We start from the raw sequence: 12,317 nt of genomic DNA, 5'->3' as shown, positions 1-12,317 counted from the left end.
GGCGGCCGCTGCTCTCCAGCAGCCCTACCGCCTCCCGCTTGAACTCCTCCGTGAACTCACGCCGCGCCGTCATGATCAGGGCACCTCGCTCCCTCAGGAGCTTATCCGAGGTGGCCACCATCACAGGGGAGGGTCACACCACCGTTTTCCGTCCCGGCGGACGCCGGATGTTGAGCGGCATTTGAACCGTAAGGCTGGCGGACGTGCTCATTCTGCCGCCTCCAGCATCGTCGGTCGCTCTGTCCCCAGATCCTGCACGAGGCTCGCCAGCCCTTCAACTCGGAGCTTGATGTCAGCTCCGGTGCTGGACACCGTCACCCGCTCCACCAGGAGCCGCACGATGCGGGCCTGCTCCGCCGGGAACAGCTCGTCCCAGAGCGGCTCTAGCTGGTGCAGGGCGTCCCGTGTTTCAGCCTCGGTCAGGTCCGGATCGCTGGCCCTCGCCGCCGCCCAGGTGCCCACGATAATCTCGGGTTGGCGGGAGGGCTCAGACCTGTTCGGCCACCTCTCTTCTACCTCAGCGAGTGGGATGCACCAGATGAGGGTGGGAGCCGTACTCTCGAGCCGGACGGAGTTGAGGCGTCCTTGCTGCACCACCGAGGCAGCTTGGAAAGGCAAGAATTTCGAGCTTTGACTTGATCCGTGTTACGTTACCGCCATGGAGACCAAGCCGCCCATTCCGTTCGCCGTCCTTGTTGGCATCCAAACGCCCGAGGTCGATGACATCGCGCATGAGGCGAGCCTTCAAGAGCTAGGACGCTTGGTCAAGACGCTTGGCTACGAGGTGATCGGCACGGTGTCACAGCGACGTGAGGGAACCGGCGCCGGATCGCTGCTGGGCAGCGGCAAGCTGGCGGAACTGGCGGCGCTCACAGGTGGAACCGGGGTGGTCAGCTCGATGGCACCGCCCCCGAGGTCAAAGGCGCGACAGCGGTTCGAAGGCGTATCCGCGCCTGCCGACCCAGCCGAGCTTGACCAGGACGCGACCCGCAAGCCCGAGTTCGTCATCGTCGACCACGAGCTCTCACCCAGTCAGATCCGCAACCTGGAACGGGCGACCGGTGCCCAGGTGTTGGATCGCACTGGCGTCATCGTTGAGATCTTTCACCGTCATGCCAACACCCGCGAGGCGAAGCTCCAGGTGGAGATGGCGCGGCTGAAGTACGTGGCGCCACGCCTGCGGGAGTCCTCCGGCGGTGGCGGGCGGCAGCAGGGTCCAGGCGCGGGCGAGAGCAATCTTGACCTCGATCGCCGCAAGATCCGCGACCGAATTTCTGAGTTGAAGGACCAGTTGGAAGCCGTGCAGCGCGATAGCGACCAGCGCCGGTCCGCCCGGCGCGACCAACTGCGGGTGGCGTTGGTCGGCTACACGAACGCCGGCAAGTCCTCCCTCATGCGGGCGCTGACCGGCAGCCAGGTGCTGGTCGAGGACAAGCTCTTTGCTACGCTTGACACCACTGTCCGTATTCTGCAGCCAGAGACCCGGCCCCGGGTGCTGGTCTCCGACACGGTTGGATTCATCAAGCAGCTGCCGCACGACCTCGTCGCTTCGTTCCGCTCCACTCTGACGGAGGCGCTTGAAGCCTCGCTGCTGCTCTACGTGGTTGACGCCTCGGACCCTACCTATGAGGCGCAGCTGGAGGTGAGCCGTAGCGTACTGCGTGAGATCGGTGCGGACGCGGTACCATCTCGTTTGGTGCTGAACAAGATGGACCGAGTGGACGCCTCCGGGCGCGCCGCGCTGCTGGAGAAGCATCCACAAGCGATCGCGCTCTCTGCCCACGCGCCCGAGGATGTGAGCGCGTTGCGGGACAGCATTATTGCCTTCTTCGAGGCAGAGATGGTGGAGGATGTGCTGGTGCTGCCCTACGCGAAGCAAGGACTGATCGGTGACGTCTATGAAAGCGCGCGGGTTCTGTCCGAGGAGTATGACGAGACTGGCCGGGTGCTGAAGGTGCGCGGCCTACCGGGTGCTATCACGCGCCTACGACGAAGCCTTGCTGTAACTTGAGCTATGGTAGGTGCCTCCGGTCGTGGACAGACGATCTCGCACGCAGAGCCCGATGACGATCACAAAGCGCCGAAGCGGTCGATCTTCGATCGTCTGCTATTTACAGGTCGACGACTTGCGTTGCTTGTGCGCATGTCAGTCGCATGGCGTGGCGGCTCTGAAAGCCTGTTTGAGGTTGTTTACTTTGACGATCAAGCTACTCCGAATTCCCTCGTACGTGCCGCTCCGCACTTGAAAGCGAAGCGCCGGAAAAGCTTTTTTTCCCGCACACTTAAATCAATCGGCAAGAGCCCCCTGCTCTGGCAGGCAGTCGGCTGGTACCTCGCCCTATGCGCCCGCACGACACGATGGGATCTGCACGGCACGGAACCGATGCGCGCGTTAGCCACGCAGCCCGAGGGCTTCATCATGGCATTCTGGCACGAATGCCTCCCCCTGATGCCAAGCGCCTGGACTCGGTTCTGGGTGACGTTGGGCCCAGAGATCGACCGTAAGGAAGGGCTTGTTCTGGTATCTCGCAGTCGGGACGGCGCACTGATATCTTCGGCTCTGAAGGACTACGGCCTCACGCATGTTGCAGGTAGCTCGTCGCGAGGGGGACATGAGGCAGCGCGGAAGATGCTGCATGGCCTTCGAGCGGGCTCCGTGGCTGTGATGGTGCCTGACGGACCTCGTGGGCCGCGGCGTGTGTGCTCTGAAGGAGCGATCCGACTGGCATCCATGGCCCGCGTGCCGATCGTGCCGTGCGGAGCCTATGCCATGCCGAGCCGCCGTCTCGGCTCCTGGGATCGGATGATCTTTCCCTTGCCCATCGCACGCTGCACAGCGGTCGTAGGGAAGCCGATCACGCCGAACGGTCAGGATCCCAGCATCTTGGCCCACGAACTTGCGGCTTCGCTGAACACCGCCATGGATGAGGCAATAGCCCGGTGCACCGCAGGAAGAGCACCTTGGCGTCCGGCTGCGAAACAGTAGAGGACTGCCCCTCAATCTTGCCGCCCAGGTCCTTGCGACACGCTTGAGCTGTGCCGCTCTTCAGGAAGCTCGCGGCCAAGAGTGCCAGATGCAGCGTCAGTCCCATGTATCTACGGTTCAGGCGCAACTCGTGCCGGCCACCTCCCTTTTCCGCAAGAGCATGAAGCCAGTCCAGTCCAGCCTGTTCGAGCCCGATCCTTCCTTGCCCGGGGGCTTCCGGTACCAGCCGGATCTGATCCCGCCCGATCAGGAGCGCGGGCTTGTCGAGCGCTTCGCTGAACTGCCATTCGCCGCATTCGAGTTCCGGGAGTATGTCGGCAAGCGGCGGATCGTGTCCTATGGCGCAAAGTACGACTTCAGCCGGGAGCGTCTGCTAAGCACGGAAGCGATCCCGTCCTTCCTGCTCCCTCTCCGCGAGCGAGTAGCGGCCTTCGCTGAGCTAGATCCTGCCGGTTTGCAGCAGGTCCTTGTGACTGAGTACGCCGCTGGGGCTGCTATCGGCTGGCACAGGGATAAGTCGGTCTTCGAAGAGGTGGCCGGCGTGTCACTTCTCTCGCCCTGCGTCTTCCGCCTGAGGCGCGACACGGGCTCAGGATGGGAACGAGCGTCGCTCACTCTGGAGCCACGATCGGCTTATCTCCTGGCCGGGCCGTCAAGAGCCGAATGGGAGCACAGCATCCCGGCCGTGAGCAGCCTGCGCTACTCCGTGACCTTCAGGACTGTACGCCCCGAGTGGGGGTGAGCCTTGCCCTGGCATTGATCTGAAGCAGCGTCCCCTACCAATAGACTGCAGCTCCCGCATCCCTGCGAACCACATCGCGATCTCACCCCAGTGCCAGCCGACGATCGAGGAAGTCTAAGCGGTCCTGCCCCCAGTAGATCTCCCTCCCAACCACGTAGCTTGGCGCGCCGAACACCCCTCGGGTGAGGGCCGTTTGCGTGTCGAGGGCCCGCCGCTCCGCCCACCTCTCCTCTGCGCCCAGTGTCAGCAAGGACGTCGCATCGAGTCCGATCTCCTCGATGAGCGTTGCGAGTACGTCCTGATCCCCCGTGTTACGCTCCTCCTCCCAGAGTGCCTTCAGCACACGATGCGCGAGGGCGACGGCCGGCTGGTCCCCAAGCGTTTCGCGCGCGGCGATCACACAACCTGCAGGCAGCCTCTCGGCGGCAGGGAAGAAACGAGGTTGGATGTGAATGGGAATGCCCAGGTGCGCTCGCCAGCGCTCCAGTTCCTGCAGACGGTACGCTTGGCGCTGCGGGGACCGCTTGGGCAGCGGTAGTCCGCCTGATGCCGGGAAGATGGTCCCGAAGTCGACGGGGTAGATGCGCAGGGTCGCCCCATGGCGCGCGACTACTGCCTCCAGCCGCGCGGCGCCCAGATGGGTCCAAGGCGAGTTCAGCGAGGCGTAGTAGTCCACATGCAAACTCATCGTCTCTCCGCCATCAATCCTAAGCGCCACTATGAGTACCCGGCCGGAAAGGTCCAAGCTCCGCATCCGACTCCTACCCAGGGCCGTTTTCGCGGAGCTTACTGGAAGCAGTACCAGCTACAACAACCGCGCCATGCAACCGCAGTCCAGCGTTTCGGCCGCAAGGGCCTAAGGCGGCCTCCACATTGCCGGAGCCGCAGCCAAACTCCGCCGCTAGAAGCGCCGGCTCAAGAAGACTGAACCGGCCAGGCCAAAACGCCAGGGTGTCTCCGCCCCGCGTGTGATCCCAATGCGTGGGCCACTGACCACTGGCACCTCGGCTGCGCCCGGGAGGACAGAAAAGGGAGGCTGATCCAAGGGCTGACCATCGAGGGTGCCGGTCACACCCAGAGCCTGGGTGAGGCGACCGGGACCGCTGCAGAGTAGCCGTAGCCCAACACTCCGCCGCCGCTGCCGCATCAGGTCAACCCCAACAGCTGGTTCCAGCGCCCTGATGAGCACCGCACTGCCAAGCGGCTCTGCCCCGCAAACGAAATTAAGGCACCAGTGAAGCCCGTAGGATCGATAGATGTAAGCGTGGCCAGGCGGACCAAACATGGAGGCATTCCGGGCCGTCCGCCCAACGTAGCTATGAGACGCTGGGTCCTCGTGATCGTATGCTTCGGTTTCGACGATCATGCCTCCGGCCCCGTCGACCACTAGGGTGGAGCCGATCAGATCGTGTGCAACATCGGCGGGAGGACGCGCGAAGAAGGCCCGGGGAAGGGATACCAAGATACCTCCATGTTTTAGTTGTGCATTCGTCGCCCAACTGGCAGGCCGCCATCCGCTGCTCCAGCCGCGCTGATGGGCGCGGTTCCATGAGGCTTGGCAGGTTAGGGAAAGCGGAGGGCTCCGTGGCGCCCTCCCCTGCTTCACCATGTGTCCATCATCGGTTTGATGAGACACCGCCGTTGGACGCGCGCACTGCCATGCGCTTTTCTGGTCAAGTGACCCTTTCCGGACAGCTATTCCTTCGTCCGGCTCGCACGCCGTCGTTCGACCTCGTGCTGGAAGATGGCGTCCAGGATTTCGCTGGGCACGGACTTAGCTGGGCGGGAGTTGATTGCCCGAATGGCGGAGATGTCCAGCTTGGGCTTGCGGGCGGCAGTCAGCAGGCCGTTGGTCTCCTGCTCGGTGTCAGTGAGCTGAGTGTAGCAGAAACCCGCGATGCCGGTGCTGTCCAGCAGGGCTCCGACCAGTGCCTCATAGAGCACCAGCAACTCCTGCGCATCGTTCGTTGTGGCATAGCCATGCCAGAGCTCCCCCTCGGCAGGCTTGATGCTGAGGCCGCCGAACTCGCTGACCACCACTGGCTGCTGCTCGAAGGTCTGGCCATCCACCAGCAGGCGGTTATGCGCTGGGCGGATCGCCTCGAAGGTGCGCCGAAGCGCCTCGGCAGAGCCGTAGCGCTCGACCAGCTTGGTGGGATCCATGGCGTAGTCGTGCACACCGAAGATGTCGCCGACGGCGTTCTGCCAGCCATCGTTGCCGATCACCGGGCGTGTAGGGTCGAGCGTCTTCGTGAGATGGTAAAGCGCCTTCACGTACGCACGCTGGGCGGGATCGTGCTCCAGGTCCGGCACGCCCCAGCTCTCGTTCAACGGTACCCAGGTGATAATGCAAGGGTGGTTGTAGTCGCGCCGGACCGCTTCCGCCCACTCACGGCACAGCCGTTCGGCGGCCCGCTCGTCGAACTGGAAGGCATTGGCTGCCTCGCCCCAGACAAGTACACCCAGGCGATCACACCAGTAGAGGAACCGCGGATCCTCTACCTTTTGGTGAATTCGCACACCATTGAAGCCGAGTTCCTTGACGAGCTCCACCTCCCGCCGGATGGCCTCGTCGCTCGGTGGTGCCAGGTGCGACTGCGGCCAATAGTTCTGAGACAGGACCAGGCGCAGGAACAGCGGCACACCATTTAGCAGAAGCCGACCGTCCACGGCTTCGATCCGACGCAAACCGAAATAGCTTTCGACCAGGTCGAGCGCAGTGCCATCGGCTGCTAGCAGCTCGATCGAGGCGTCGATCAGGTGGGGATGGTGAGGCGCCCAGCAGACCGCAGAAACGCGATGCATGCGCCGGGGCAGGACGATTTCGCGGTCCAGCATCGCCCCGTCCAAGGCGTAGATGTCCTCCACCAGCGGCCGCCCGCGAAGCGACAGACGCAGGCGGATGTGAGACGCCTTGGCTGCGCGCCCGCCCACCCGCAAGCGCATCCCGACGGCGAAACGGTCCGGGTCGGCAGTCCATCGCACGGATTCGACGAAGGCTTCGCCCAACGGTTCCAGCCAGACCGGCTGCCAGATGCCCGTGGTCCGGTGGTACCAGATCTCCGCCGGCTCGAGCTCCCAGTACTGCTTCCCGCGCGGTTGGGTCAGATCCAGCGGGTCGTCGTGGGCGCGCACGACGATGACCTGCTCGGGCCCGGGAGAGAGCCAGGCGGTGATGTCGAGGGTGAACGGGGTGTGCCCTCCCTCGTGCCGTCCGGCGAACTGGCCATTGACCCAGACCTGGGCCTCGTAATCCACCGCGCCGAACGTCAGGTGCAGCCGAGGCGCTCGCCCGGCTGGCGGGATCTCAAACACGCGGCGGTACCACACGACTGGGTGGTAGCCTTGCTCCTGGATGCCGCTGGCCTGGGATTCGGGCGGGAACGGAACGAGGATCTCCCGGTCGAAGACCTCGGCGCGCCCTGGCCAACCCTCCTGGATTCCCCGATCCTCGTCATCAAAGGCGAAGCCCCAGGAGCCCCGCAGGTCGGTCCACTCAGGCCGGCGGAACTGGGCCTGGGGGTGCTCGGCAAGTGCCCGATCAACGGCTGCGTCCAACGTTGTAAACCCTAGCAATGAGGAGGCTTATGGATGAACCGTGGGGCGCTATTGTTACAAGCATCCCGTAAGGAAGGTCGCGAGTGTCGCCTGTGATCAACCCGGCGGGGGACGCATCACATGCACCAGCGTCCTGAGGGATGCACGCCCGCTTACGCGAATCACGTGAAGACCCTCAAGGATCCCGATGCCGAGCCAGCCAAACACGCGCGGCGCCCTGCTGCAACTGCCGGTTGATGGTCGGAACCGATGTGTTCAGGCGCTGACGTGTCGCACTTCACGCCGTGCGCTCAAGGCGCCGGCCGATGGCCAGTAGGGACAGCCGGCCAGCGTGATTCCGCTGAACGTCCGCTTCTGGAACGTCTTCCAACGCGCGGCGTTGACCGATTTGGGCGCCCAGCGGCGCTCATCGAGCAGCCGTATGGTGTGCGACGCCCATTTCAGGTCTGTGCGCCGCCCTGCTGCATCCAGCTCAATGGGAGCGGCTTCAGCAATGACGGCAGATCGAACTGGTTGCCCTGCCGCCCGTCCAGCATCGCCTCGATAATGTTCGGCGCCAGCAGCGTCAGCTGCACCAGCCGCCCCATGTCGCCTCGATCGAGCTTCTCGCCGTCGGCCATCTCGGTGATGGAGGCGTACTGCCCATCATCCAGCAGGCGTTGGTACCGGAAGGCTCGGGCCAGCGTCTTCACCAGAGCAGGATCAGCGTGGGTGGAAATCGTCTGGGTAGTCGAGGCTGGGCTCGCCTTATCCTCCGGCGTCACCAGCGTCTTCCGCCCCGGCTTGCGCCGTATGGCCAGGGGCACCTGGACCGTGAGGCATGTCTGGTGGACGACGCTCATTCGGCAGCCTCCAGCAGTGCCGGGTGGCTCGTGCCCAGGTCCCGCAGGAGGCTCGTCAGCCCTTCCAGACGGAGCCGGATGTCCGCCCCGTGCTGGACACGGTCACTCGCTCCACCAGCAGCCGTACGATCCGCGCCTGTTCAGCCGGGAACAGCTCGTCCCAGAGCGGCTCCAGCTGGTGCAGCGCATCCCGCGTGTCGGCCTCAGTCAGATCCGGGTCACTGGCCCGCGCCGCAGCCCAGGCCGCCCAGGATGATCTCGGGCTGACGCAGAAGGGCACGCACCTGCCCGACCACCGCTTCGAGCGCTGCCGCCGACATACGGCGCACGAGCGCGGGGTCGGCGCTATCGGGCTGGTCTGTGCCCTTCAGCGCGGCTTGGCTGACGTAATACCGGTACAGCCGCCCCCTCCGCCGCGTGTGGGTCGGCGAGAGCGCCCGACCATCTGTGCCGTAGATCAAGCCCTTCAGCAGCGCCGGCGTCTGGTTCCGCGTGCCATCGCCCCTCGTGTGCGGACTCTCCCTGAGGAGGGCGTGCACTTTGTCCCACAACGCCCGTTCGATGATAGGCTGGCGCTCCCCTGGATAGACCTTCCCCTTGTGTGCCGCCTCGCCAACGTAGGTCCGGTTGTTCAGGGGCTTGTAGACGTCGCCCTTGTCCAGCAGCCGCCCCGACCGGCTGGTCAGCCCCTCCGCCTGGAGCACCCGTGCCGTCTCGGTGCCCGATTGGGTGTCCAGGAAGGTGGTGAACACCTCCCGGACCACCCTGGCCTCCGCCTCGTTGGCCAGGAGCTTCCTGTCCCTGACCTCGTAGCCGAGCGGCACATGCCCGCCCATCCACATGCCCCGGGCGCGGGAGGCGGCGGACTTGTCCCGGATGCGCTCCCCGATCGCCTCGCGCTCGAATTGGGCAAAGCTCAGCAGGATGTTCAGCGTCAGCCGCCCCATGGAGGTCGTGGTGTTGAAGGACACCCGCTGGCACGAGGACGACCTCTCGGGGCGGTTGCTCCAGGCCCAGCCCGGCCAGTGGCGCGTGGTGTCGCTCCCCGCCGAGGCCGAGGAAGGCGACCCGCTCGGTCGTGCCCCCGGCGAGATGCTGTGGGGTGATGACCACTACGGCTACGCCGCCTCCCTCACCCGGGTGAAGGTGGAGGCGAGTACCCGCAGCTGGTCGGCGCTCTATCAGGAGCGGCCCGTCTCGGGCACGGGTGACCGCTTCCTCGCCGAGTGGCTTCACCCGACCGACAGTCTGCCGGAGCGGGCGACGCTGCGGGTCTATGATGGATCCGACGACGCGGTCACCTCGGGCGGGGGTGACTGGACCGTGCACGTTGTCCTCGGCATGGACCCGAACAGCCGCCTCTGGCTGCTGGACCTCTGGCGGGGGCAGGCAGCCGCGGACGCGTGGATCGAGGCCTTCTGTGACCTCGTGCGGCGCTGGCACCCGATCGGCTGGGCCGAGGAGACCGGGAAGATCAGGGCGGGTGTTGGTCCGTTCCTCGAGCGGCGCATGCGGGAACGGCAGGCCTATGTGGCCCGGCACCCCTTCCCCAGCCGCGGCGACAAGGCGGTGCGGGCGCAGTCGATCAGGGGAAGGATGGCGCTGGACGGGCTCTACGTCCCGAAGAGCGCCCCCTGGCGCCTGGCCTTCGAGGCGGAACTGCTGAGCTTCCCGGCGGGCCGGCACGACGACCAAGTGGACACGCTCGGGCTGGTCGGGCAGCTGCTAGACAGAGTGGTTAAGGACAGCGCGCTGAAGCCCAAGCCAGATGAGCAGGAGGACCGCTACGCCAAGCTCTTTGCCAATGATGACGAAGAGGGCGTCACGTCCTGGAAGACGGTCTGAGTTCAGTACGACTGGGCGGATCGATAACACTCGGAATCACAGCTTCTTGTACCCAGTAGCGCAACGACGGTCTGGCGCCTTTCCCGAACTTATCAAATGATCACACAACCACAGCGGGAGAGAAGGCATGGCTCAGCAACTCACGCCAGCAAAGGCTTGCGACTGGCTCGCGGCCCTTGACGAACGCCAAGCTCATTTGGACGAGAGATTACGCGACGCACTTGCCGCCTCCTTGCCGGATCCTGAACGCGTCAGTTGGATCGAGAGCGAGAAGCTGCGCGTTAAGGAGACGATCACATCGCTCGCCCTGTATCTGCGAGGCGGACCTTTCGACCCGCCAAAATCCTCCCCACAACACTGAGCTTGGGTGATCAACGAGGGGCCCAGCTTGAGGCCCTCTCCAGCCTTGTCCTGCGCTGGCGCTCCTATGGGTTGAGCGGAGAAGACAGAGCAGATCGGAGCAGGGGTGGATCCCTTCCTGGAGCGTCGCATGCGGGAGTGGCAGGCCTATGTCGCCCGGCCCGCCTCCCCTACCTGCGGGGACAAGGCCGTCAGGGCGCATCCCATCCGCGGCCGCATGGCGCTGGACGGGCTGCACCTGCCACGGGTGGCACCTCGGCGGCAGAGCTTCGAGGCGGAGCTGCTGAGCTTCCCGACGGGTCGGCACGACGACCAAGTGGACGCGCTCGGGCTGGTCGGACAGCTACTCGACAGGATGGTGATGGACAGCGCACCCAAGCTCAAACCGGATGAGCAGGAGGACCGCTACGCTCGACTCTTCGCCAACGACGATGACGAGGGCGCGACGTCTTGCAAAACGGTCTGAGACGGCCTTCGAACACCGGGATTTGAGCAACTTGGCCCGGCGTTCTCATTCCCCACTCAAACCAAAATGCTGCACCTGCGTTGTAGGCCGCGATCGTCCTTCGTCAGCCGCTTGACGATCCCTCCCAGGAACCATCCCGCAGAGCCAGAATGGCTCAGGATCCCCATGCCTATCACCTTTCTCCGAAGGAGCGTCTTCCTCCTCGTGGCCCTCTTTGCCGTCCGGACTACCCCAGTGTCAGCGCTGGAAAGCTTGGCTGAGGAGCTTCAGCCCCTGCTGACCACGGGCACCTCCGCATGGGTTCTGGCCGCCCTTTTCGCTGCACTCCTCGTCAGCCACCCAGGGCTGCAGCGCTGAGCTGGGGCAAGTAGTCACCGCAGCTGATTGGAGATCTCGACCCGTCGATGCCGCGGCCCTGCTCCCTCTGCCCGCGTCCTTACCCATTTCATGCGACACCACATATCCCGGCGATGCAGCTCCCACACTTACCACCCGAGGCCTTCCGCAAGGCAGACTCCTCGCCTGACCACCTCTTCTACCGGCAGCCACGTTTCGTCACCCATATTGACGACGCTGCCATTGCAGCGGTCACGGCGACCTACCGCGAGATTGTGCCGCCAGGTGGCACCGTGCTCGACCTGATGAGCAGCTGGGTGAGTCATTTGCCGCCGGAGATCCACTACGGCGAGGTGATCGGGCACGGCATGAACGAGGCAGAGCTTGCGGCAAACAAGCGGCTCTCGCGATGGTTCGTTCAGGACCTAAATCGTGAGCCGACCCTGCCGTTGACTGATGCAACGTTCGACGCCGTTTGCCTCTGCGTCTCGGTGCAATATCTGCAGCAGCCAGTCACTGTCTTCCAGGAGGTGGCTAGAGTGCTGCGCCAGGGCGCGCCCTTCGTGGCCTCCTTCAGCAACCGCTGCTTTCCCACAAAGGCGGTTGCCATCTGGCAGGCCCTTGGTGACGGCGCGGAGCAGCAGCGCTTGATCGGCGCTTACATGAAGGCAGCTGGCTTCCAGACCATCGAAAACCGAACGCACCAACCAGTGGCTGGCGACCCATTATGGACCGTGATCGGCCGACGCTGACTGCAGCCGAAGAGCCATGATCGTGCAGGAACGGCCTTGCGACCGCAGCTACCGGCCCACCGCCCATGTTCAACACCAACCAACGACCGTTGTCGGTGGCGATCTGTGCGCAGTATGGCGTCAGCATGAGCTGACTCTCCCCTGTGATGGTGGCCACCTCGGATAAGCTCCTGAGGGAGCGAGGTGCCCTGATCATGACGGCGCGGCGTGAGTTCACGGAGGAGTTCAAGCGGGAGGCGGTAGGGCTGCTGGAGAGCAGCGGCCGCCCGCTGATGCGGGTGGCAAGGGAGCTGGGGATCCAGCCCTCGATGCTGCGCAACTGGCGAGGTCGGCTCGGATCTGATGCCGGTCGGGCTCCTGTTGCGGAGCGCCCCGTCTCGACAGCAGCGACGATGTCGGCGGAGGGGGCTGAGATCCGCCGGCTGCGCAA

15 protein-coding genes are annotated in these 12,317 nt (G+C 64.7%); 9 read left to right on the top strand and 6 right to left on the bottom strand.

Translation table 11 applies throughout. The annotated features are described in order from the left end of the window. Positions 1-207: 207 nt before the first annotated feature. Positions 208-462: a hypothetical protein gene (locus BO39_RS27920; RefSeq protein WP_245615449.1), complete on the bottom strand. Its 255-nt coding sequence runs from the start codon at positions 460-462 to the stop codon at positions 208-210. 196 nt (positions 463-658) lie between these two features. On the opposite strand from BO39_RS27920, the gene hflX reads away from it, so the two are divergent. The 3 genes from hflX (at position 659) to BO39_RS27910 (ending at position 3,728) form a co-directional block, all read left to right on the top strand. Continuing rightward, positions 659-2,011, top strand: coding sequence for a GTPase HflX (hflX, locus tag BO39_RS27915; RefSeq protein WP_043839945.1), 1,353 nt, complete (start codon positions 659-661; stop codon positions 2,009-2,011). Between the two features lie 3 nt (positions 2,012-2,014). Further along, on the top strand, positions 2,015-2,986 hold the full coding sequence (locus BO39_RS35520; protein WP_084698632.1) for a lysophospholipid acyltransferase family protein: 972 nt from the start codon (positions 2,015-2,017) through the stop codon (positions 2,984-2,986). 130 nt (positions 2,987-3,116) lie between these two features. Further along, on the top strand, positions 3,117-3,728 hold the full coding sequence (locus BO39_RS27910) for an alpha-ketoglutarate-dependent dioxygenase AlkB (protein ID WP_211257599.1): 612 nt from the start codon (positions 3,117-3,119) through the stop codon (positions 3,726-3,728). A gap of 82 nt (positions 3,729-3,810) precedes the next feature. Here the strand turns inward: BO39_RS27910 and BO39_RS27905 are convergent, their stop codons facing one another. The 5 genes from BO39_RS27905 to BO39_RS27890 form a co-directional block, all read right to left on the bottom strand. Continuing rightward, the gene (locus BO39_RS27905) at positions 3,811-4,404 is read right to left on the bottom strand and encodes a 2-hydroxychromene-2-carboxylate isomerase (protein ID WP_169742882.1); all 594 of its coding nucleotides are present in this window, start codon (positions 4,402-4,404) and stop codon (positions 3,811-3,813) included. Positions 4,405-4,629: 225 nt separating this feature from the next. After that, a complete protein-coding gene (locus BO39_RS32075; protein WP_084698631.1) occupies positions 4,630-5,337 on the bottom strand; it encodes a DNA-3-methyladenine glycosylase in 708 nt (235 codons plus the stop codon). Between the two features lie 86 nt (positions 5,338-5,423). After that, positions 5,424-7,286, bottom strand: coding sequence for a glycoside hydrolase family 2 protein (locus tag BO39_RS27900; RefSeq protein ID WP_043839943.1), 1,863 nt, complete (start codon positions 7,284-7,286; stop codon positions 5,424-5,426). Between the two features lie 440 nt (positions 7,287-7,726). Continuing rightward, complete coding sequence (locus tag BO39_RS27895; RefSeq protein WP_043839941.1) at positions 7,727-8,128, bottom strand: hypothetical protein; 402 nt, start codon at positions 8,126-8,128, stop codon at positions 7,727-7,729. Between the two features lie 218 nt (positions 8,129-8,346). Beyond that, the gene (locus BO39_RS27890; protein ID WP_245615448.1) at positions 8,347-9,099 is read right to left on the bottom strand and encodes a recombinase family protein; all 753 of its coding nucleotides are present in this window, start codon (positions 9,097-9,099) and stop codon (positions 8,347-8,349) included. Between BO39_RS27890 and BO39_RS27885 the strand changes: the two genes are divergently transcribed. The 6 genes from BO39_RS27885 to BO39_RS32070 form a co-directional block, all read left to right on the top strand. Beyond that, the gene (locus BO39_RS27885) at positions 9,086-9,973 is read left to right on the top strand and encodes a hypothetical protein (RefSeq protein ID WP_156964064.1); all 888 of its coding nucleotides are present in this window, start codon (positions 9,086-9,088) and stop codon (positions 9,971-9,973) included. The genes BO39_RS27890 and BO39_RS27885 overlap by 14 nt on opposite strands. Before the next feature lie 127 nt (positions 9,974-10,100). Beyond that, positions 10,101-10,334: a hypothetical protein gene (locus BO39_RS33340; protein WP_156964063.1), complete on the top strand. Its 234-nt coding sequence runs from the start codon at positions 10,101-10,103 to the stop codon at positions 10,332-10,334. 105 nt (positions 10,335-10,439) lie between these two features. Continuing rightward, positions 10,440-10,799, top strand: a complete 360-nt coding sequence (locus BO39_RS27880) for a hypothetical protein (protein ID WP_156964062.1) — start codon at positions 10,440-10,442, stop codon at positions 10,797-10,799. Between the two features lie 165 nt (positions 10,800-10,964). Then, positions 10,965-11,156, top strand: a complete 192-nt coding sequence (locus tag BO39_RS27875; protein WP_043839935.1) for a hypothetical protein — start codon at positions 10,965-10,967, stop codon at positions 11,154-11,156. A 113-nt stretch (positions 11,157-11,269) separates the two neighbouring features. After that, positions 11,270-11,887: a class I SAM-dependent methyltransferase gene (locus BO39_RS27870; RefSeq protein ID WP_043839933.1), complete on the top strand. Its 618-nt coding sequence runs from the start codon at positions 11,270-11,272 to the stop codon at positions 11,885-11,887. Between the two features lie 191 nt (positions 11,888-12,078). Then, positions 12,079-12,317, top strand: a 239-nt coding sequence (locus BO39_RS32070; RefSeq protein ID WP_245615450.1) for a transposase, incomplete at its 3' end; no start/stop codon positions are given.

Origin of the sequence: Roseomonas aerilata DSM 19363, assembly GCF_000711725.1 — a bacterium.
In the GTDB taxonomy this organism is placed as follows: Bacteria; Pseudomonadota; Alphaproteobacteria; order Acetobacterales; family Acetobacteraceae; genus Roseomonas; species Roseomonas aerilata.
This window is presented reverse-complemented; position numbering and strand designations above follow the sequence as displayed.